Below are 21,686 nucleotides of genomic sequence, written 5' to 3'. Positions count from 1 at the left end.
AAGGATTTATCAAAATGAATTTTATGATGTTAAATGAATTTGAAAAATAAAAGGAGAGAGATATTAGTGGCAAACGAATGTAATCAAAATCCAATTGGCTCCTGTTCGGAAGCTGAAGGGGTTAATACGACAGCAAATGGCATCGCTTCTCATGCTGAAGGAAGTAATACGATTGCAGATGGCATTGCTTCTCATGCTGAAGGAAGTAGTACCACTTCATCTGGAGTAGCAGCTCATACGGAAGGATATCAGACAGTTGCTTCAAGTAATACAGCCCATGCTGAAGGAAGTAACACAATTGCAGGAGGAGTTGCTTCCCATACGGAAGGTTTTCAAACTTCAGCTTCTGCTAATACAGCTCATGCCGAGGGAAGTAATACAATTGCAGACGGAATTGCTTCCCATGCCGAAGGGTATCAAACAGTAGCTTCAGCTGATATAGCACATGCTGAAGGTAGCAATACAACAGCAAGCGGGATTGCTTCTCATGCAGAGGGTGAAAATAACATGGCTACAGGAAGAGCCTCTCATGTGGAGGGGGGAGCTGTAGATTCCTTAGGAAATTTAGCTCCTAACTTAGCTAGTGGTACTAGTTCCCATGCGGAAGGGCTTGGAACAATAGCCATGGGAGAAGCTTCACACGCGGAAGGGGGAACTTTAGATATTACTTCCACTCCGGGACCTCAAGCGTTAGGGCGTTTTTCACACGCGGAAGGATTGAGTACAATTGCAAGCGGAGATGCTTCTCATGCGGAAGGAGCTAATACAACGGCAAGTGGAAGCCCATCTCATGCAGAGGGTGTAAATACTATTGCAAGTGGAGATGTTTCACACGCGGAAGGAAGTGGAACAACGGCTAGCGGACCTGTTTCTCATGCGGAAGGGCAAAGTACAACGGCAAGTGGTACCAATGCTCACTCTGAGGGCAATAATACAACTGCAGGTGGGTTTGTTGCCCATGCTGAAGGGTTCCAGACTTCAGCCAGTGGAGACGCTTCTCATACTGAGGGACAAGGGACATCGGCCAGTGCATTCGCTACTCATGCTGAAGGATTCAATACAACGGCAAGTGGCCCCGTTTCCCATGCAGAGGGAAACGGCACTCAAGCACAAGGGGATAGCTCACACGCTCAAGGGATTAACACGATAGCAAGTGGTCAGGCTTCTCATGCAGAAGGGCTTGGTACCAATGCTAGTGAATTTACCTCCCATGCGGAAGGGCAATCTACCACAGCTAGCGGGATTTCATCTCATGCAGAGGGCATTACTACAGCTGCAATTGGACAAGGTGCTCATGCCGAAGGTAGACAAACAAGTGCTTTTGGAGAAAATTCTCACGCAGAAGGGTTTCAAACGACCACAGGAAATGCACTAGATCCTACGCAAGGGCTAAATGCTCATGCAGAAGGGGAAGGAAATACAGCTACTGGGAGAGCAGCCCATGCGGAAGGTGGCGCAGTAGATCCAGCAGGAAATCCAGCCCCCAACTCAGCCAGTGGAAGTAGTGCACATGCAGAAGGGATTGGAACAAGGGCGAATGGATTTGCCTCTCATGCAGAAGGTTATGCCACAATCGCATCAGGTGATTTTTCTCATACAGAAGGGATAAGTGCGGTTGCCCTTGGAAGAGCCTCTCATGCAGAAGGCACTACAGGCGCATATGGGAATTTTTCTCATACAGAAGGATTTGGTAGTACAGCTGGAGATAGCAGTGATCCAACACAAGGAATTAGTGCTCATGCAGAGGGAGAGTTTAGTAGAGCTAGAGGAGAAGCATCCCATGCAGAAGGGTCAGCTACAGAGGCGAATGGATTTGCTTCGCATGCAGAAGGACTATCTAGTAGAGCTACACAAACAGGATCTCACGCGGAAGGGCAGCGATCACAGGCTACCGGGATTGTTTCGCATGCGGAAGGAATCGAAAGTAGAGCGAGTGGAACCGCTTCGCATGCAGAAGGTAGTACTACATTCGCATCAGGAGATTTCTCACATGCAGAAGGGGCACAAACGATTGCATCAGGTCAGGCATCTCATGCAGAAGGTGCCGGATCCAGGGCCTATGGAGAAAATTCACATGCAGAAGGCCTTAACACTATCACAGGAAATGCAGTAGATCCAACACAGGGTGCGAATGCACATGCGGAAGGAGAAGGTAATACAGCGAGTGGTAGAGCTTCTCATGTGGAAGGAGGAGCAGTAGATCCTGTAGGGAATCAAGCCTCTAACTTAGCCAATGGGAGTAGTGCACATGCAGAAGGGGTTGGAACAACAGCGAGTGGATTTGCTTCCCATGCTGAAGGAGGAACACCAAATATCTCAATTATTTCAGGTCCTAGGGCACTTGGAGACTTCTCTCATGCCGAAGGCAGCTCAACTATTGCAAGTGGAATAGCCTCACATTCTGAAGGATCTCAAACGCAAGCAAGCGGTTCACATGCGCATGCGGAAGGCCAGTCTACTATAGCTAGTGGGATAGACTCCCATGCGGAGGGATATAATACAACAGCAAGCGGTGCTAGCTCTCATGCGGAAGGGAATATAACACTAGCGCAAGGATTTGCATCTCATGCCGAAGGTGATAATTCAAGAGCTACAGCATGGGGGGCTCATGCAGAAGGAATAAATACTAATGCTTTCGAGATGGGTTCGCATGCCGAAGGAAGTAGCACAACAGCGAGTGGATTTAGTTCACACGCTGAAGGGTCCATGACGATAGCTAATGGTAATAATTCTCATGCGGAAGGGACTAATACGAGCACAGGAGGATTCGATAATGCCCATATAATGGGAAGGTATGGTGATGCAACTGAAGCAAATTCTTGGTTTATCGGTAATGGAACTTCCCCTATCAGTAGAGGGCTGGGAGCGAAATGGTTAGCTTCGAGTGGAAACATGTTTGTAGATGGAGCTTTTGTTCCGGGCGGTGCGGACTACGCAGAAATGTTTGAAACCCTAGATGGAAACCCTATTGATGTAGGATACTTTGTCACGATAGAAGGGAACAAGGTACGAAAAGCAACAAGCGCGGATTCATATATATTAGGTGTTACAAGTGCTACTCCTAGTATTATAGGCGATAGTGGAGAAATGCGTTGGAAAGGAAGATTTGTTACTGACGAATGGGGAAGAGTTCAACATCATGATGTTACAATTCCCGCTGAAACAGATGCGCAGGGAAACATTATCGTTCCTGAGAGAACAGAAAGACAACCTATTCTAAATCCAGAATGGAATCCCGATGAGATATATGTCTCTCGTTTAAATCGTCCTGAATGGGTAGCAATTGGCTTGCTTGGTAAAATCCTAGTTCGAGACGATGGCTCTTGTCAAGTTAATGGGTATTGTATGCCAAATGCAGAAGGAATCGCAACTAATTCGGCTAACGGATATCGTGTGATTAAGCGTACAGGGACAAATCAAATTTTAGTTTTAATTAGCGCAGGTCAGCAAAACAGTGTTATAGATAAACTAAGTAAGCTAGTCGAGTTTAAGGAACAAGGTTACCTTACTGAAGAAGAGTTTCAAGAGCAAAAAAGAAAGCTGCTAACTTCCTAGTTAGTAAAAACACCTAATATAAAATCTATCTAAGAACACCCTGCTTACTTTACAATGAGGGTGTTCACTTTTAAATTTGTTTACATGGAAGTATAAATTTTATGGGTTTAAAAAGTCTTATGAATAATACATAGAATTTCATTAAATTGCTTTGCTATATCTTTTCGTATTTTTTCTGGAATAAATCAGTTATTGAAGGTTTCTAATAGGTAGTGTACGTGTTCGTCGTGTGAGATATTCCTTGAAAAATAGATTTTATTTTGCTATTCATTAAATTGTTTTTTCTGTGAACAAATCCAATTATTGCACGCCATAATTTCTATGGAGGAAATATTCTTACTCTTATTCTCTGGATTGTACAATGGTGTAAATTCTTTTTCTGAATAATCACTGTGTACGATAAATTCTCTATCTTCCCAATTCCATTCTTTATGATGAATCTTACTTACCACGTCACCAGATATATTGTATAAGGTGTAGTGGAGATTGTTTTCGACAATATTAAAGAACATTAAATCGGGTTTTTCTAACAACATCTTAACTGCTGTTTTAAAACTAACTTCATTGCTATTACTCTCAATTACAACTCCGCCAGCTAATGTTTTTTTTGCACGCATAATGTCTAATTCACGAGTTTTATTTTTAAGTTCTTGTTTTAAAGAATCAATCTCCTTCTGAAGATTGTCGGAATTAAGTTTCAATGATTCAATTTCCTTAGTCTTTTTATTATTCTCTGTAGTTAATTGTTCTATTTCTCTAATAATTTTTTCTTCATTTTGTTTATCAAATAAAATCCATACATCTTCTAGTTCATTCATAACAAAAGAAACATCAGATTTGTCGTTGGAATTGAATTTGGGTTTATATTTACCAATATAATATAGTTCTTTAATTTTCATATCGTTTGTTGTTTTTAAAATCATATAGTCAATTCTTTTTATTGCTTCATAACACTCTTTTGGTAAATGACCCCTATTTGAAAAGTGGGTAGATATTCTTGAAGTTATATTGTTAGTTCTACCTATATAAATAACTTTATTATTTTCATCTAGAAACCTATAGACATAAAATTCAGACAAATTCAATCCTCCTCATAGTCCCATAAGTCTTCAATAGTACAACCTAAAATTCTAGCTAATTTAAAAGCTTTCTTTAAGGTTGGCTGTTTTTTTCCAGTAGACCATAAACTAATCGTTTGTTTACTTTCATTCATTTTCTCAGCAATGTCTTGTTGCTGAAGCTCTAGTTCAAGAAACCGCATCTTCAAGCGTGGTTTTAGGGTGATATTATCCTCATTTATTTTCTTTGGCATATCTACACTCCTAAGCTATCCATTATATTTCTTTAATTACATTTTATTACCGGGAATGCATATTGGCAAATGTATATATATAAAGTTAAACAAAAAAATAAAAAGTTAAATAAAAATGTAATTAAAGGCGATTCCATCTTCATACCATATACCATACCCGCTAAAAAGAGTGCTGTAGATGCTAAAAAATTTCTTCATGAGGTAACTGAACACAGTCAAACAGGCAAGTCGAAGGGAATACGATTTTTTCATAGCTCCGGTTATCTCTGCAATTTGCATAACTGCTCAAGAAATGACAATCAACGTTTTCAGCTAGTAGAATACATGGACAGAGTCGAAGTTAACGCCAGAGAGTACAAAGGATATCACAAGTGGTATCAAGGTATCATCGGCATGTACTAAAAAGGGGAGGAATGAGCATGTTTACAATTTTTGGGGCAGGTGCAACTTTCATCGGAATGGCGATTTGTGAGAAGAGGGGGTGGCTTGACTTAGATTATGAGAAAGTGGAAACAATTATTAAAATTGGTATGGGTGCTGGTATAACCGGTAGCTTGTTATACTTTATCTTGAAGCTCTCTGGAATGTTTTTGTAGGTATAACCATTGGTATAACCACGCTGGTATTTCAAAAGGTAGCACAAAAATGTTGATGTAGTGAGGTTTGATTGGATATTTGTCCAGCACTAACTATTTACCTTTTATCTCCACTCTTTTTCAACAATATTAAAGAAAGTACGCCGACGAAAATTCATAAAATTAAAATGAAGGAGTGTTAAAATGATTGAGCTTTTATTCCCTGCTGCTGTTTGTGGTGTAGCTGTCCTATGTGGGAGAAAGAAAAAAATAACCGACAAAGATCAAATCGAATTGGTGTTTAGAAATTTGGGTGTAGGCGGAAAAATCGGCAAAGAGAAACAAACCTTTGTGTTTCCTAAATTGATTGACGAACACACTATAGAAAACGGCAGGGAATATACCTATAGTACGACAGTCGGGTTACCTGACAAAACATTGAAACCATTAAAAGAGGTCTTATCCTCCACTCTAAACAAGCCTTTGAAATTAAAGTATAAGAAGTATTTAACGATTACGGTCTTTGATATAGAAATGCCAGAAATGGTTCCATACAAGGACGTTCCGGATCGTGAAGGGTGGGTAGTACCGCTAGGATTAAATCTTGAGGGATGGCATTTTCATGACTTCGATAAAATCCCTCATATGGTGAAAGCAGGGACAACAAGGTTCGGGAAAACACAATCAATCAAAAGTATGATGACTTATCTAATTGAGCACAAGCCAGAGGATGCGGAATTTATAATCATCGATTTAAAAGGGAAATTAGAATTTAATAGGTATCGGAATTTAAAACAAGTGCGTAGCGTGTGCGGTGATCCTATAGAAGCTTACGAAGTTTTATCAGAATTACACGATGCTGTCAAAGGGATTAAAGAGGAATTTTTAGGCAACGATTGGAACAACATTACTAAAAGCGGAAAAACTAAACGACTCTTTATCATTGTGGATGAAGCGGCGGAGCTTTCACCGGATAAATTCATGGATAAGGATGTTAAAAAGATTATGAACGCTTGTTTATGGTATCTTGCGGAAATCGCTCGTGTAGCCGGAGGATTAGGAATTAGGTTGATCTATTGCACACAATACCCGACAGCAGACGTCATGCCGCGTCAAGTGAAAATGAACTCAGATATAAAAATGAGCTTTCGTCTACCCACTGGATATGCGAGCGAAGTTGCTATCGATGAAAAAGGAGCGGAAAAACTTCCTTCCGATATTGCCGGTCGTGCTCTTGTAAAAACGCATCATGTTATTGAAGTGCAAACACCGTTTATCACAGATGATGAAATGATGGAAAGGGTTGGTCAATATGTTATCAGCGAACGAAAAGACGTATCACCAGAGAGTGGATTTAGTATTACACAGTTTGGAGAAAACGGACTTCCTAAGTCGTAGCCAAATTCAGCGTCTTTTGAACATCCCGAATGTGCGTAATATGAACCGAATCCTTCAAAATATGAGTAAGTATTTGAATTCAACTAGGCTACATGAAAATATCTACTATTTAAATAAGAAGGGACACGATTATATCGGCTCTTCAAAAAAGCAAGCAAGTGTGAAACAGCTTGAGCACAAGTTAATGAGAAATGACATGTATATGTACTATGATTTCCCTGAGACATGGCAAACAGAACATAAGATTCAGTGGAAAGATCGCAACCGAAAAGGGCACACGCTTATATCAGACGCTTTTTTCTATCAAGATAAATCTTATTTCTTTGTTGAAGTGGATCATAAACAATCAATGTCAAAAAACATGGAGAAAATCGACTTGTATAGCCACCTATTCCCGGTGCTTGAAAAAGAATATGGTGTAGACTGCGCGTTGTTGTTCTATACTACTACGGAAATAAGGAAACAAAGATTAATGAAATATTGCGAAGAGAAAGGAGTAGTATGCGGAGTATTTACAAAAGAAGATATGCAATAAGTTCACCTTGAATTAGCTTCCCTCTAAACTTTTTCCTCATTCAGTTCACTCTAAGTTTACTTATCGAACAAGACATAAAAAAAGGCCACATGGATTGACCACATGACCACAAATTGCTCACGTCATTGAAAGAATTAGACGGTAAAACACAGGAACTATCGGGATTTGAACCACATTGTTAAATTTTGTATTTATAAATAAAAGTACAAGAAAGTACGTAAAATAAAGAGAAGAACCAAGAGATAACAGGATTTTGAATAAAAAAGCGAGCAAGAGTCATTCTATCCATATGGAGGTGTTCTTTCAATGGATAAGTTTTCAAATGAAGAAGTAACAACAGGATATAATGATTTAAAGCAAGTAGAAGTGTCCATTCAATCTGCTCAAAAGATGATTGGGACAGCTACGATGAGTATGAGTCCTCAGCAGCTTGAAGAGGCAACGAATGCGCTTAACGATGCAAAAGCACAGCTTCAATCTGCCAAAGCTCATGGCACAGGAGTAGACGAGCAATTTCTTCAGCAGTGCATGCAGTCTATTCAAACATGTGACCAGCAGCTTACTGAGGCCAAACGCTAGGTATAACAAAAAAGAGACTCAGAAAAGAGTCTCTTTTACTATAAAATAAAAAGATCTATTTATGATAGCTTAGTGACATTAGCGGCTTGTGGGCCTCTATTGCCTTCTACAATTTCAAAAGATACCTCTTGTCCTTCTTCCAAGGATTTATAACCTTCGCTTTGGATGGCAGAAAAATGTACAAATACGTCGCTTCCGCCTTCAACTTCAATAAAGCCATAGCCTTTTTCATTGTTGAACCATTTTACTTTACCATTTTGCATAACTTGAATCCCCCTAGTACTGTGCAGCATCATGCTGCTGAAACTCGAATTATCATTTCCAATAGAGGTAAATGATTGTTTATATTATATAATAAGAAGAAATAAAATTTCAATATTAAAATTTAACTTTTCTGAAAATTAAATTTTATTTAACGTGGACATAGTCTATTTTTAATAAAAAAATTTCTCGTGAGATGAAAAATAACTGAAAATTTAGTTTATAATAAAAGTATAGTCAGCATAATTTTAACGCGGTGATAAGGAGTGGGTCGTGTATGTATCGTACACAAATAAATGGAAAAGAAATCATTTTGTTATTTTCAACGCTCGAAGCAGCAAAGAGCCGCAGCAGCCTAGAGAAAGAACAAATTTATAAGCGCGTATTGCATTTAAATGAGCAGCTGTTAATGTTTCAAAATGGAACAAGCTTCACCATTGGTGATCCGTTAGGATTAATTGTAGCTCAAGTGAAAAAAAGCGATTTGACAACCATATATATCGAACATATTATTGATAAACAGTTTATGTATGATGGAGATGGTCATCGAGGTGAAGTAGTGTAATAAGATGACGCCTATATATGAAGAAGCGTACGGAAATACTCGTACGCTTCTTCATATATGGGATTAAAAACATGTGTTTTTACAAGTATTAACAAGAATAAATAACAAAGTTCAATAAATTAAAGAAGAACAGTGAAACCATGAATAGCAATTACCTTTTTAGCTAAAAAATATAGATACACATCATCTTATGTAATGAGATAGTTAAGCTTTGAAATCAATGAACACGAGAAGTTTTATAAAGCTTAAATTGAAAAACGTGTGATTGTGACGTTAATTAGAAGTAAGGTTTGGAGGACGCTATGGAAAGTAGAAAAAAATTGGATTTACTTGCTCTTGCTTCTGTGCCACTTATCATGACCCTCGGAAATTCAATGTTAATTCCGGTGTTGCCGGTGATTGAAAAACGTCTACAGATAAGCTCGCTGCAGGTATCCATGATTATCACGGTCTACTCAATTTTCGCTATTTTTTTAATCCCGATTGCTGGTTATTTATCAGATCGATTTGGCCGCAAGAAAATTATTATTCCTAGTTTGCTGCTTGCTGCAGTAGGAGGGGCTTTAACAGGCTGGGCTTCATGGCAAATGGCCAATCCATTCTGGGTTATTTTAATTGGCCGCGCGATTCAAGGAATAGGTTCAGCAGGGGCTATGCCTGTTGTGATGCCTTGTGTAGGAGATATGTTCAAAGACGAGCAAGAAATTACAAAAGGACTAGGTTTAATTGAAACAGCCAATACGTTTGGGAAAGTACTAAGCCCAATACTGGGAGCTTTTTTAGCGGCTATGATTTGGTTTCTTCCTTTTTGGTTCATTCCTATTCTTTGCCTTATTTCGATTCTTTTAGTTATCTTTTTAGTAAAAGTTCCGAAAAATGATAGTTCTTCTGAATCTGAACAAAAAAAGAAAAGTATCACGCAGTTTTTGAAGGATTTGAAGAAGACGCTCAAAGAAAATATTGGATGGCTTATGGCTATTTTTATTTTAGGCGCCATTATTATGCTTGTATTATTCGGGGTTTTATTTTACCTATCGACCATACTAGAGGAGCGTTATCATATTGTGAATACGAAAAAAGGCTTGGTAATGGCTATTCCTTTGCTCGCTTTATCTATTTCTTCTTTTGTGGCGGGGAAAAAAGTTGGCAACAATAAAATCGTTATGAAGTGGTCTGCTTTTTTTGGCTTTTTATTGTTAACATGTTCTTTCATCATTTTATTTTTTAATACGTCTCTTTTTAGTATTTTACTCACTTTAGTGCTTGGTGGAATTGGAATTGGAGCAGCTCTTCCCAGTCTTGATGCACTTATTACAGAAGGAATTGAAAAGGAAGAGAGAGGAACCATTACGTCTCTTTACAGTTCGATGCGCTTTGTCGGAGTAGCAGCTGGGCCTCCTCTTTATACATTGCTTATGAAGTGGTCGGACATGGCTGTGTTCCAAACGTCTCTAGGGGTTAGTGCAGTAGGTGCCATTTTAGTTTTAAAAGCTATCAAACCAAAACCTGAAGGCGGCGTAAAACTGAAGAAAGCTGAAGTGTGATTTTACGGAGCTGTCTTATGATAAAAGACAGCTCTTTGCTATTTAAAGACCCGTCAATATGCTTAAATTTATATTGTGTCTAGAAAAAATCCTTGAAATTTCTTATACTTCAATTTATAGACAGCAGATGTAATAGTTCTTATTTTATTGAATAAGGTGGTTTTGAATTGAGTATAAATTATCAGAAATTAAAAAGCATGGTGGATCATTATCAAATATTTGATCTTGTAGCGTATATAACAGAAGAAGTACAAAGCCTTCAACCAAAGAGCCTTGCGGGGATTGTGAAAGAATGGTTGACACACTTACAAACGGAAGAAGAGCTGTACGAGCTTATCCGCTTTTGTGATGAGGCTTTATTAAATCGTTTAAGCCGAATGTTAACGACATATGGCTATCGTCGATTTGGCTCGATTCGAATGGTGACTCTTTATTGCGATGATCTCCTGCGCGAAGGCAAGATACTTGACGCTGATGATAGACTTTCTTTATTAATTTCTCAGCTGGATACGGAATCAGTTAAAAAGGAACAGCTTGAGAAAATCTATTTTTTAAAGGTAAGAATTCTTTTAGAAATGAAACAAGTGGATGAAGCTTCTAAGTGGATGAAACAAGTAACGTCACATAACCAAAAGGGTATGGCTGACAGATGGGGCTATTTTTATTTGCAGCTCAACGACAGAATGAAAGCTGAAGCCTGCTTAAAAGAAGGAACGGCATATAAGGAGAATGGAGATTTTTGCTATGCAATGCTAGCGGACTTATATGCGTACGAAGGGAAGCATGAACAAGCGCTTGAAACAATTAACGAGGCTATTGTTCGCTATCCACAGCTTCCGTCTTTATATATGGATAAAGTCATGCGATTAAAAGATTTAAAAGAGTATTCTCTCTTGCTTGAAACGATTGAATTTATCGACTCAAAGTTACCCTATCACGATTATCAAGATTTTTTTACGCTGCTGCGCGCCGACATTTATTTTGAACAGCAGCAGCAATCTCAGCTTATGCATCTGCTCTCGACCAAGCGATGTTTAAAAGATTCACCTTATCAAAAATTAATCGGAAAGCATACAGACGATAAATTCAGTACAATCAAGCTTCCGATTGTACCCATCGTTCAAAAAGATAATTATTGCGTGCCAGCCAGTATGAGTATGATGTTAAGGCTTTTACATACCGAAAAAACACAGGATGAGATTGGAACGCGTATTTACGGCGGCTTAGGATCCAAATTATCAACTGCGGTGAGCTACTTTGAATCTCTTGGCTTTGCAGCGATGTTTTTCACAGGCACAGTTGAACAGTTTAAAGAACTATTAGACAAAGGGCTGCCTATTTTGGTCAGTCTGGAATTTGAACAAGCTTCCCACGTTCAAGTTGTATTTGGCTACGATGATGAACTTGAACTTTTCCATGTACAAGATGCTAATTTTCTAAGTCCAACATATGTAGAATATAAAAATTTTGATCAGCATTACGCTAATTCGGGGTTTTTATCAATTGTTGCTTCTAAAGCGGCAGCGGATCTCGCTTCACTTTCTAAAGAGCAAGATGAGTTTATCCGTCAGCTGTATGACTTAATCGAACTAGTTGAAGCGGATGAAGAGGCCCACATTAACGATCTCGTTTCTTTATTAAAAGCAAATGAGCATGTTCCATTTTCCGCTATTTACAGTATGAAGCATTTGTACAGAAAAGAGCATGAAGCCTATATTCGTACGTGTATTAATCATGTGTTAGAGAAATATAGCAATCATGATTATCTTAAGCTTCACGCCGCATATGCCTTTTTTAAACTTGACGACAGTAAGGGAGCATCTTCCTTGTTACACTACATAGATAACAAAAAGCATAGCTCTTTTTATCACTATCTTAAAGGAAGAATTGCGCTGGATGAAGAGAAATATGATGAGGCTGTTGAAGCACTGCGCAGCTCGCTGCAATTAGACGTAGAGCAGCATTTGAACTGGAGCTATCTAGCACTTGCATACATGTACCAGGGAAACCTCGAGAAGGCTTTTGAATGCTCGACTATTTCCTTAAATATGTATAGTGATGAATCTTATACACAAATCAATCACGGACTTATTTTAATGGAGAAAGAAAGATACGCAGAAGCCAGAAATCTTTTCGACGCGTTATTAAAGGAAAACCCAAAAGATGCGCACAGCTGGTTTGAAAGAGCCCGTTGTGATGAACATTTAAAAAAGTTTCGTAAAGCTTACCGGGGGTTTCAAGTAGCTAAACAGCTTTTGCCGACTGTTCCTTATCCATATCTTTCGATAGCTGATTTGCTACAATATCAACTAGAAAAAACGGACGAAGCTGAAAGCTATCTCAAAGAAGGCATGAAGCATCTACCGGGCGACATGACAATTCGAGGAAGACTAGGCGATTTATACGTCGCGAATCAAAGGTACGAAGAAGCTATTGCTCTGTATAAAGAAGGCTTAAAAATAGAGGAAGATGCCCTTATGTATTTGGGGTTATCTTATGCGTATTTAGAAACAGGTGAACATTTAACGGCCGTTGATACGCTCACGCTTATTGCGCAGAAGTTTTCATCGAACAGCGACGTCATGTTGGATGCAGGCAGCATGCTTTTAGATGCAGCAAAACAAAAGGAGCTAGACAATCAAACGTTAGAGTTTGGATTTGCTCTTTATGAAGAAGGAATTCATTTTGCTCAAACAGCGTTAGATGAAGTGTTAGAAGCATATACGGGTTATTTAGAAGACACGGCGTTATTGACTCGTGGAATTAAGTTTTTAACTGCAGAACATCAAGAGCACCCTAATGAGATTTTGTACATGTGCTATTTAGGCATATTACACGAACAGGTCAAGCAGCTAACAAAAAGTGAGAAACTTTATCATCAAGCGCTTCGTATCAAGCAAGATGCTTTGCCATACTATCGGTTAGGTGAAATATATCAATCAATGAATCGCATCACTGAAGCAAAAGAGGCCTTCCAAAAGTGCTTAACTCTTGATAAAACATTTGAAGCCGCTTGTATGAAGCTTGCCGAAATGGCTTGTGAAGAACAAAATCGAACGGCTGAAAGAAATTGCCTGCTTCAATGGATACAGCTGAATCCTATGGAAGTGAACGTTGAACACGCAGCTTCACTTTGTGAAACAGAGAAAGAGTATGGAGAGCTGTTAGAGGTATTAAAGAGCGTAGAGGAAATTGTGCTGCCTCAATGGCTCGCTGACAGCCAGGCTCATGTGTATCGCCTAAAAGGAGACATTTCACAGGCTGAAACGTATCTAGAGAAGGCTCTTGAACTAGATCCACAGAACCTTGCTATTCGCCATCATCAGGCAAAATGGCTCATCATGGAACAGAGATATGAAGAAGCTAGAAAAGTTCTTACAGAGTTGCTAAGTGAGGATCCGGAAGATTACGCTCTATTTCAAACGTTCATGTCTAGCTTTCCAAATGGAAAAAAACTGTCCGGGCTTACGGCAGATTTAAAAAAGATAAAAATGGAAAAACAAAGCAAAAGTTTGTTATTTAAAAACGCAGCCGAGGCTTTAAATGAGTATGTCGATTCGGTCGTAGAAGAGCAGCAAGGATCTATCTTCAAACGAAGCTTAGCAAAATTCAAAGCAAAAGCAAAAACGGTTACGCTGCTTGGCTTAACGATTGAATTGTATGAACTTGCCATAAAAACGGATCGAAATAATAAAGAGGCTGTGCATGCATTTGCGGCTTTTTACGAAGAGAAAGGGTTGATTGAAGATAGCATCACCGTGCTGAAAAAATCGCTGCATCAAAGCTGGGATTTTGATGTTGCCTATCATTTAGCCAATATACTCGTTAATATCCAAGAAAATGAACAGGCTGCACATGAAGCGCTAAACTTAGTTCAAAAACTTCTCAAACAGCAGCCAAATCATATAGATTTGCAGATATACCGAGCATTTATTTTGAGTAACCTTGAAGAGGTAGAAAAATCAGAGGCTGCTTTTCAAGAATTACTTCAGCAGGAGATTTATCAGCCTGACATATATGCAGGACTAGCAAAACTGTATAATAAAACGGAACGTTATCATGAAACTGTTCAGCTTCTTCAAAAAGCAATTGAACAGCGTCAAGAGTATGAAGGAATGTATACCGATTTAGGTATCGCGTATCATTTAGAAGGTGAAACAGAAGCAGCAGCTTCGCTTATGATAACCAGAGTAGAAAGCGGAGACGAAGATCTTTTTATTCGCTATAACTTGGCATGCTACCTAGCTGTTCTTGGAAAAACTGCCTCTGCTCAGGAAGAGTTGGATTATGTTTTAGCGCACGATGAAACGGGAGAATTTTATGAAATGGCTATGGAAGACGATGAACTAAAAGGATTAACGGTAAAAAGGTAAAAAAAGAAGCTGAGTTTCAGCTTCTTTTTTTTATCCCTCTTTTGCATCTTGTCTTTTCAACGAAAGTGATTCGGAAATTTCCAGTGCAAGAATGATAATGGTACCAAGAACTAATCCATTGCTTAAAAACGTAGTAACTAAAGGAGGAAGTGTTGAAAAAGCTTGAGAAGGCAAAAACATAACCCCTATCCCCGACAGCAGCGCAATACCTGCTTTTTTCATTGCTTTTTCGGGCTGTTTGGCATGCTTGAATTCTCCAATTCCAAGAGCCATCATACCTGTAAAAACAGGAAAGATTGCCGCGTATCCGACGGCAGGAGGAAGAGCGGACATAATGGATGTTAAAGGAGTAAAGATACTCAGAAAAAGCAAAAGACACGATGCTACAATAAAAGGAACTCGGCTATAAATATTTGTAGCTGAAATAAATCCACCGGAACCTGAAATAGGAACGGCACCGACACCTGAAAACAATCCTCCAAGCAGCTGGCTTATACCCGAAACCATCCCGGAACGTTTAATATTGTCTTTTTCAATTTTTTCTCCTTTGTGTTTATAAACAGACTCAACAACACGAATAGAAGCGAGCATGTTTGTGATTAAAATGAGTGTTACAAAAAAAGCAGTAACAACCATATTCCATTCAACGCGAGGAGCTCCGAATACAAACACTTTAGGTATGTAAAATAATTGCGCCTGAAATTCGATAGGTTTAGCTAACCCTAACATTGCAAATACTCCCCAGCCTACACCAATACTAATAATAATGCTGAGTTTATTTAACGTCCGGTGTGATAATAAATAAAAAGTCAGCAGCAAAATCGCAGCTGAAGTCAGCGCAATTGGAAGTTTAATAGCTGAATTCGTTTCTGTAATGCCAAACATTCCTTTTAAAAAGGAACCGCTGAGCTGCGTCACTAATAAAATTAAATATGTACCGGTAACCGTTGGAGTAAAGTATTTTGCTAGTTTATCAATGAGACCAAACAGGCTCATTAAAATAGCAATTATCCCGCTTATAAGAAGGGTGAACTGCAGCACGCGAAGCGTTTCGGAGTGAGAACCAAACAGAACGGTTCCAAGACTCGCATACAGAGAAAAGACGCCCCACCAAACGCCAGCTGGCCCTTCCATGATTGGGTATTTATGCCCTATAAATACCTGCAAGAGCCCGGACAAAGCCAAAATAAATAACGTTCGCTGTAAAAATTGAATAGAATCTGCTGGGTTTAAATGAAACTGAGAAGCAATTACAATAGGAACAATCATACTATTAGAAATCATAAATAAAAACCATTGTAGCGAAGCAATGGAAACTCGAAACATTCTTAACACCTCAATTAATGCCGACGAGCGGCTGAATGAACCAACAGGTTGCTCTATTATTTTACCATGGGATTTCCAATTTGTAAGCGATATCTTGTTAAAAGGATGACGAGTAAAATGTCAAAAGATTCAATATATTGTTGTAAAAAGAAGAAAGATAATTTATAATTTTCTTACAATTATAAATTATAAACATAAGAATAATTTATAATAAACTGACTAACAGTCAAGGAAGGAGGAGGGATAAGACAAATGAAACTATACCTGTCGGTTGATATGGAAGGAATTACGGGACTCGTCGATCACACAAATGTTCTGCGAGAGAAAGAGAATTATGAAAGAAGCCGCAAAATAATGACGGATGAAGCGAATGCAGTCATTTATGCAGGGTTTAGAGAAAAGTGCTCAGAAGTTGTGGTAAATGACAGTCATTCGAGTATGAATAATCTCCTTGTTGAACGGCTTCATCCAGAAACTCAGCTTATTTCAGGAAGCGTAAAACCATATTCAATGGTACAGGGATTAGATCAGACTTTTGATGGTGCTATATTTCTAGGGTATCATGCTAAAGCATCCATGCCTGGTGTCATGTCTCATTCAATGATATTTGGTGCTCGCAATATGTACATAGACGATATGAATATTGGAGAGTTAGGCTTCAACGCATACGTCGCAGGCTATTACGGCGTGCCAGTTTTAATGGTAGCTGGTGATGACCAAACGGCGCTGGAAGCACAGCAGCTTATTCCAAACGTGACGACTGCTATCGTCAAACAGGCCATTTCACGTTCTGCAGCCAAAACATTAACCCCTAAGAAAGCAGAACAATTACTTCAAGAAAAAACAGCCGCAGCTATTCAGCACAAACACCTTGTTAAACCTTTAATTCCACCTAAACACCCAACCTTACGAATAGAATTTGCAAATTATGGTCAAGCAGAGTGGGCGCATTTAATGCCGGGCACAGAAATTGAACCTGGAACGACGACCGTTCGGTTTCAAGCAAAAGATATTTTAGAAGCTTATCAGGCCATGCTTGTTATGACTGAATTAGCTACGCGCACAACATTCTGTTAGAAGGTGGGATAAAGGTGAAAAGTTATATTTTAAAGCGATTTTTATCCATGCTTGTTACGCTGTGGGTAATTGTGACCTTAACCTTCTTTTTAATGCATTCGATTCCTGGATCTCCATTTAATGAAGAACGAGCGACAAGCGATGCAGTTCAAAAAAACCTGGAATCATTTTATCACTTAGATGAGCCGCTAGTTGTGCAATATGTTCTTTATTTGAAATCCATTGTTACCTTTGACTTTGGTCCTTCTATTAAACAGCCGTCTCAAACGGTTAACGACCTTTTAGGAAGAGGGTTTCCCGTGTCATTTGAACTTGGAATGGTGACGTTAATTCTTGCGGTGATTTCCGGTATTACACTAGGCATTATCGCTGCTCTTAGAAGAAACGGAATAATTGATTACATTGCGATGAGCATAGCAGTTATCGGATTGTCGATTCCAAATTTTGTTATGGCCACGTTGTTAATTCAACAGCTTTCTGTTAATTTTAAAATTTTACCCGCTGCTACGTGGACGAGCCCTTTACATATGATTCTTCCGACTCTAGCTCTTGCCACAGGTCCTATGGCTATTATTGCACGTTTGACTCGCTCAAGCATGATAGAAGTACTGACTCAAGATTATATTCGAACAGCGCGTGCAAAAGGGCTTTCGCCAATGAAAATTGTATTTAAACACGCGCTTAGAAATGCTTTAATGCCTGTTATAACAGTTCTTGGAACGATTGCAGCCAGCGTATTAACTGGCACATTTGTTATTGAACAAGTCTTTGCTATTCCTGGCATGGGGAAATATTTTGTGGACAGTATTAATACGAGAGACTACCCCGTAATTATGGGCACTACGGTCTTTTACAGTTCGATTCTCATCATTATGCTTTTTTTAGTAGACATTGCTTACGGAATACTTGATCCACGAATCAAACTGTATAAGAAGGAGGGATAACGTGCTGGAAAAACAGGAGTATAAGCAAATTCCTGATGAGTGGTTTACGCCAAAGAAAAAAAAGAAATCTGAAGCCGAAGCAGTTATAAGGCCGAGTCTTTCTTATTGGCATGATGCATGGCGCAGGCTTGTAAAAAACAAGTTGGCCATGCTGGGTCTCTTTTTTTTAGTCATCCTCGTTGTGATGGCTATATTCGGTCCTATGTTTTCACCCTACAGCGTAACGAAAGCCTCTTTTACAGAGCAAAACCTTCCTCCTTCAGCTAGTCATTGGTTTGGAACGGATGACTTAGGCAGAGATATGTACACTCGGACATGGTACGGGGCTAGAATCTCTTTATTTGTAGGGCTGATGGCAGCGCTTATTGATTTTATCATCGGTGTCATTTACGGGGGCTTCTCAGGCTATAAAGGAGGAAAAACAGATAATGTCATGATGCGCGTAATTGAAATTTTATACGGTCTTCCTTATTTATTAGTGGTAATTTTACTAATGGTAGTCATGGGACCCGGGCTTTCTACGATTATTGTGGCACTTTCCGTTACAGGTTGGATCGGGATGGCGAGAATTGTACGGGGGCAAGTATTGCAAATAAAAAACTATGAATACGTGCTTGCATCCAAAACGTTTGGAACAAAAACAAGCCGTATCATTAAGCGAAATCTGCTTCCAAATACGATGGGACCGATTATCGTTCAAATGACACTAACCGTACCAACTGCCATTTTTGCTGAAGCTTTTTTAAGCTTTTTAGGGCTGGGTGTACAGGCTCCTTATGCGAGCTGGGGAGTAATGGCAAACGATGGTTTATCAACGATTCTATCAGGCTATTGGTGGCGTTTGTTTTTTCCCGCGTTTTTTATTTCTCTTACCATGTTTGCTTTTAATGTCCTTGGAGACGGACTGCAAGATGCACTTGATCCGAAATTAAGGAGGTAAGCAAATGGAAAAAATAATCCGAATCAAAAACTTACACGTACAGTTTTCAACTTACGGAGGGCAAGTTCAAGCTGTAAGAGGCGTTAGTTTTGATTTACATAAAGGAGAAACCCTAGCGATTGTAGGAGAGTCAGGTTGCGGAAAAAGCGTAACATCTCAAAGTATCATGAGGTTAATTCCAACACCTCCGGGCAGGATCACAAGCGGCTCTATTTTATTTAAAGACCAGGATTTAACAAAACTATCAGAAAAGAAAATGCGAGACATTCGAGGCGCTGATATTTCGATGATTTTTCAGGATCCTATGACTGCGCTTAATCCAACTCTTCGCGTAGGTGAGCAAATTGCAGAAAATATTATGCAACATGAAAACATTTCAAAAGAAAAAGCCAAAGAAAAAGCATTTGAAATGCTGGAGCTAGTCGGAATTCCAAATCCTAAAGAACGCCTAAAGCAATATCCCCATGAATTTAGCGGGGGAATGAGACAGCGTATTGTCATTGCAATGGCCCTTGTATGCAACCCCGAAGTGCTAATTGCTGATGAACCTACCACAGCCCTTGACGTCACGATACAGGAGCAGATTTTAGAATTATTTAAGGATATTCAGCAGAAAACGGATGTCTCCATTGTTTTAATTACCCATGATTTAGGTGTAGTTGCTCAGGTAGCTGACCGTGTTGCCGTAATGTATGCAGGAAAGATTGTAGAAATTGGAACAAGAAGAGACATCTTTTATACGCCGCAGCATCCGTATACAAAAGGATTGCTGCGTTCAGTTCCTCGGTTAGATCTATACGAAAGTGAGCTTGTGCCTATTGCAGGCTCACCTCCCGATTTATTTGCACCTCCATCTGGATGTTCGTTCGCACCTCGCTGTCCTTACGTAATGGAAGTGTGTGATCGCATGTATCCTACGTCGACAAAGCTGAAAGAAAGTCACCAAGTGCACTGCTGGCTTCAAGATGAGAGAGCCCAAAAATTTGTAACAACTATAAGCTAGATTTATAGATGAATAGCGAACTTATGAAAGAGGGGAAAATGATGAAAAAAATAGGGTCTTTACTAATGATGTGTGTACTTATATTTGCACTTGCTGCCTGTACGGCCACAAAAGATTCAGGCGCGGAGCCAGAAAAGAAAAGCAGTACAGCAAAAGAAGACGGTAAGGTCCTTTATATGAATAATGGCGCAGAACCTACGTCTTTTGATCCGCCTATTGGGTTTGATTCATATTCATGGAATATGCTTAATAACTTAATGGAGGGGCTGACTCGTTTAGGAAAAAGCGATGAGCCTGAAGGAGCAATGGCCGAGAAATGGGATATTTCTGACGATAAAAAAGTCTATACATTTCATTTGCGAAAAGATGCTAAATGGTCAAATGGAGATGACGTAAAAGCAAGTGATTTTGTGTTTGCATGGAAGAGGCTGTTAGATCCTAAGACTGGTTCTCCAGCGGCGTTTTTAGGCTATTTCATTCAAGGTGGAGAAGAATTTAATACGGGTAAAGGCAGTGCTGATCAAGTAGGAGTCAAAGCGCTAGATGACAAAACTTTTGAAGTTACGCTTAAAAGTCCGCAAGCCTATTTCTTAAGCGTAGTTTCCAATCCAGCGTTTTTTCCAATTAATGAAAAAGTAGCAACAAAAAATCCGAAATGGTTTGCAGAAGCAGATTCGTTTGTCGCTAATGGTCCTTTCAAATTAACTCAATGGAAGCATAACAGTAATCTAGTAATGGAAAGAAACGATCAGTACTGGGATGCTAAAAATGTAAAGCTCGATAAGGTAAAATGGGCAATTGTTGAAAATACAAACACAGAATACCAAATGTATCAAAATGGAGAACTAGATGTTTCTGAAATTCCATCGGATTTAAGTGAAAAGCTGTTGAAAGATGGAGATGTTCATATCGAAGACCAAGCGGGAACTTACTTCTATCGCTTTAACTTAGATAAAGAGCCCTTTCAAAACAAAAATATCCGTAAAGCATTCGCAATGGCTGTAGATCAAGATCAAATTGTTAATTTTGTTACAAAAAATAAAGAAAAACCAGCTCGCGGGTTTGTATCATACGGATTTAAAGATGCAGATGGAAAGGATTTCCGTAAAACAGGCGGCGACTTACTAAAAACAGATGGCAAAGAAGCAAAAGCACTTCTGAAAAAAGGAATGAAAGAAGAAGGATATAAAAAGCTGCCAGCTATTACGCTAACATACAGTACAGACGATACACATAAAAAAATAGCAGAAGCACTTCAGCAAATGTTCAAAGAAAATCTAGGTGTAGATGTGAAGCTTGCCAATATGGAATGGAATGTTTTCCAAGAAGAACAAAAAGCGTTAAAGTTTCAGCTGTCACGAAGTTCGTTTTTAGCTGATTATGCAGATCCAATCAACTTTTTAGAGAGCTTCCAGACGGGTCATTCAATGAACCGTACAGCTTGGAGCAATAAAGAATATGATAAGTTAATTAAACAAGCTATGAATGAAACTGATAATAAAAAACGTTTTGAGCTTATGTATAAAGCAGAAGGTATTTTATTTGATGAGATGCCGATCATTCCTATTCATTTCTACAACTATGTGTTTTTAATAAAAGATAACGTATCTGGAATTGTTCGTCATCCTGTTGGCTATTTAGATTTGAAGTGGGCAGATAAACAGTAAAGTGGAACTTTTCGTCAGAGGGGATTTCAATT

Annotated in this window: 17 protein-coding genes; 13 read left to right on the top strand and 4 right to left on the bottom strand. The window is 39.0% G+C overall.

The features are described 5' to 3' along the window. Nucleotides 1–66 precede the first annotated feature (66 nt). Nucleotides 67–3,555 carry a peptidase G2 autoproteolytic cleavage domain-containing protein gene (locus tag WKH56_RS27705; protein WP_342837071.1) on the top strand — a complete coding sequence of 1,163 codons (3,489 nt, stop codon included), beginning with the start codon at nt 67–69 and terminating at the stop codon, nt 3,553–3,555. A 263-nt stretch (nt 3,556–3,818) separates the two neighbouring features. On the opposite strand, the gene WKH56_RS27700 is transcribed toward WKH56_RS27705, so the two are convergent. Both WKH56_RS27700 and WKH56_RS27695 read right to left on the bottom strand, forming a co-directional pair. Then, nucleotides 3,819–4,634 (bottom strand): nucleotide excision repair endonuclease, encoded by an 816-nt coding sequence (locus WKH56_RS27700; protein ID WP_342837070.1) that lies wholly within the window; start codon nt 4,632–4,634, stop codon nt 3,819–3,821. Nucleotides 4,635–4,636: 2 nt separating this feature from the next. After that, entirely contained in the window at nt 4,637–4,867 is a 231-nt protein-coding gene (locus WKH56_RS27695; protein ID WP_235915141.1) for a helix-turn-helix transcriptional regulator, read from the bottom strand. Between the two features lie 419 nt (nt 4,868–5,286). On the opposite strand from WKH56_RS27695, the gene WKH56_RS27690 reads away from it, so the two are divergent. The 4 genes from WKH56_RS27690 (at nt 5,287) to WKH56_RS27675 (ending at nt 7,954) form a co-directional block, all read left to right on the top strand. Beyond that, entirely contained in the window at nt 5,287–5,463 is a 177-nt protein-coding gene (locus WKH56_RS27690) for a hypothetical protein (protein WP_342837066.1), read from the top strand. 288 nt (nt 5,464–5,751) lie between these two features. After that, on the top strand, nt 5,752–6,840 hold the full coding sequence (locus tag WKH56_RS27685; protein WP_342837065.1) for an FtsK/SpoIIIE domain-containing protein: 1,089 nt from the start codon (nt 5,752–5,754) through the stop codon (nt 6,838–6,840). Beyond that, a complete protein-coding gene (locus WKH56_RS27680) occupies nt 6,755–7,375 on the top strand; it encodes a replication-relaxation family protein (protein WP_144645284.1) in 621 nt (206 codons plus the stop codon). The genes WKH56_RS27685 and WKH56_RS27680 overlap by 86 nt, the downstream gene beginning before the upstream one ends. Nucleotides 7,376–7,681: 306 nt before the next feature. After that, on the top strand, nt 7,682–7,954 hold the full coding sequence (locus WKH56_RS27675) for a DUF2564 family protein (RefSeq protein ID WP_028414030.1): 273 nt from the start codon (nt 7,682–7,684) through the stop codon (nt 7,952–7,954). A 59-nt stretch (nt 7,955–8,013) separates the two neighbouring features. Here the strand turns inward: WKH56_RS27675 and cspD are convergent, their stop codons facing one another. Beyond that, the gene (gene cspD / locus WKH56_RS27670) at nt 8,014–8,217 is read right to left on the bottom strand and encodes a cold-shock protein CspD (RefSeq protein WP_013056175.1); all 204 of its coding nucleotides are present in this window, start codon (nt 8,215–8,217) and stop codon (nt 8,014–8,016) included. Between the two features lie 275 nt (nt 8,218–8,492). Between cspD and WKH56_RS27665 the strand changes: the two genes are divergently transcribed. The 3 genes from WKH56_RS27665 (at nt 8,493) to WKH56_RS27655 (ending at nt 14,697) form a co-directional block, all read left to right on the top strand. Then, a complete protein-coding gene (locus WKH56_RS27665; RefSeq protein ID WP_028414029.1) occupies nt 8,493–8,780 on the top strand; it encodes a hypothetical protein in 288 nt (95 codons plus the stop codon). 302 nt (nt 8,781–9,082) lie between these two features. Then, nucleotides 9,083–10,324 carry a bacillibactin exporter BcbE gene (gene bcbE / locus WKH56_RS27660; protein WP_028414028.1) on the top strand — a complete coding sequence of 414 codons (1,242 nt, stop codon included), beginning with the start codon at nt 9,083–9,085 and terminating at the stop codon, nt 10,322–10,324. Between the two features lie 167 nt (nt 10,325–10,491). Then, the gene (locus WKH56_RS27655) at nt 10,492–14,697 is read left to right on the top strand and encodes a tetratricopeptide repeat protein (protein ID WP_310884283.1); all 4,206 of its coding nucleotides are present in this window, start codon (nt 10,492–10,494) and stop codon (nt 14,695–14,697) included. Nucleotides 14,698–14,727: 30 nt separating this feature from the next. Here the strand turns inward: WKH56_RS27655 and WKH56_RS27650 are convergent, their stop codons facing one another. Then, entirely contained in the window at nt 14,728–16,023 is a 1,296-nt protein-coding gene (locus WKH56_RS27650) for a purine/pyrimidine permease (protein ID WP_048018507.1), read from the bottom strand. Nucleotides 16,024–16,275: 252 nt separating this feature from the next. Here WKH56_RS27650 and WKH56_RS27645 point away from each other — a divergent pair, with 252 nt between their 5' ends. Genes WKH56_RS27645 through WKH56_RS27625 form a run of 5 tightly spaced genes read left to right on the top strand, consistent with a single transcriptional unit; the run spans nt 16,276 to nt 21,654 of the window. After that, nucleotides 16,276–17,100 (top strand): M55 family metallopeptidase, encoded by an 825-nt coding sequence (locus WKH56_RS27645; RefSeq protein ID WP_033578456.1) that lies wholly within the window; start codon nt 16,276–16,278, stop codon nt 17,098–17,100. Nucleotides 17,101–17,114: 14 nt separating this feature from the next. Beyond that, on the top strand, nt 17,115–18,044 hold the full coding sequence (locus tag WKH56_RS27640; RefSeq protein ID WP_080963405.1) for an ABC transporter permease: 930 nt from the start codon (nt 17,115–17,117) through the stop codon (nt 18,042–18,044). 1 nt (nt 18,045) lies between these two features. Further along, the gene (locus tag WKH56_RS27635) at nt 18,046–18,984 is read left to right on the top strand and encodes an ABC transporter permease (RefSeq protein ID WP_342837062.1); all 939 of its coding nucleotides are present in this window, start codon (nt 18,046–18,048) and stop codon (nt 18,982–18,984) included. A gap of 4 nt (nt 18,985–18,988) precedes the next feature. Further along, the gene (locus tag WKH56_RS27630; protein WP_310884284.1) at nt 18,989–19,987 is read left to right on the top strand and encodes an ABC transporter ATP-binding protein; all 999 of its coding nucleotides are present in this window, start codon (nt 18,989–18,991) and stop codon (nt 19,985–19,987) included. A gap of 23 nt (nt 19,988–20,010) precedes the next feature. After that, nucleotides 20,011–21,654, top strand: a complete 1,644-nt coding sequence (locus tag WKH56_RS27625; RefSeq protein WP_033578457.1) for a peptide ABC transporter substrate-binding protein — start codon at nt 20,011–20,013, stop codon at nt 21,652–21,654. Nucleotides 21,655–21,686 lie beyond the last annotated feature (32 nt).

This window comes from Priestia sp. SB1, from assembly GCF_038898415.1.
The sequence above is the reverse complement of the archived record's forward strand: the minus strand, read 5'-3'. Positions and strand labels throughout refer to the sequence as shown.

Bases quoted from the DNA above. Each gene is read 5' to 3' on its own strand.
- cspD (WP_013056175.1), bottom strand. From the start codon at position 8,217: ATGCAAAATGGTAAAGTAAAATGGTTCAACAATGAAAAAGGCTATGGC.
- WKH56_RS27690 (WP_342837066.1), top strand. From the start codon at position 5,287: ATGTTTACAATTTTTGGGGCAGGTGCAACTTTCATCGGAATGGCGATT.
- WKH56_RS27625 (WP_033578457.1), top strand. From the start codon at position 20,011: ATGAAAGAGGGGAAAATGATGAAAAAAATAGGGTCTTTACTAATGATG.
- WKH56_RS27650 (WP_048018507.1), bottom strand. From the start codon at position 16,023: ATGTTTCGAGTTTCCATTGCTTCGCTACAATGGTTTTTATTTATGATT.
- WKH56_RS27630 (WP_310884284.1), top strand. From the start codon at position 18,989: ATGGAAAAAATAATCCGAATCAAAAACTTACACGTACAGTTTTCAACT.
- WKH56_RS27695 (WP_235915141.1), bottom strand. From the start codon at position 4,867: ATGCCAAAGAAAATAAATGAGGATAATATCACCCTAAAACCACGCTTG.
- WKH56_RS27675 (WP_028414030.1), top strand. From the start codon at position 7,682: ATGGATAAGTTTTCAAATGAAGAAGTAACAACAGGATATAATGATTTA.
- WKH56_RS27680 (WP_144645284.1), top strand. From the start codon at position 6,755: ATGTTATCAGCGAACGAAAAGACGTATCACCAGAGAGTGGATTTAGTA.
- bcbE (WP_028414028.1), top strand. From the start codon at position 9,083: ATGGAAAGTAGAAAAAAATTGGATTTACTTGCTCTTGCTTCTGTGCCA.
- WKH56_RS27645 (WP_033578456.1), top strand. From the start codon at position 16,276: ATGAAACTATACCTGTCGGTTGATATGGAAGGAATTACGGGACTCGTC.
- WKH56_RS27665 (WP_028414029.1), top strand. From the start codon at position 8,493: ATGTATCGTACACAAATAAATGGAAAAGAAATCATTTTGTTATTTTCA.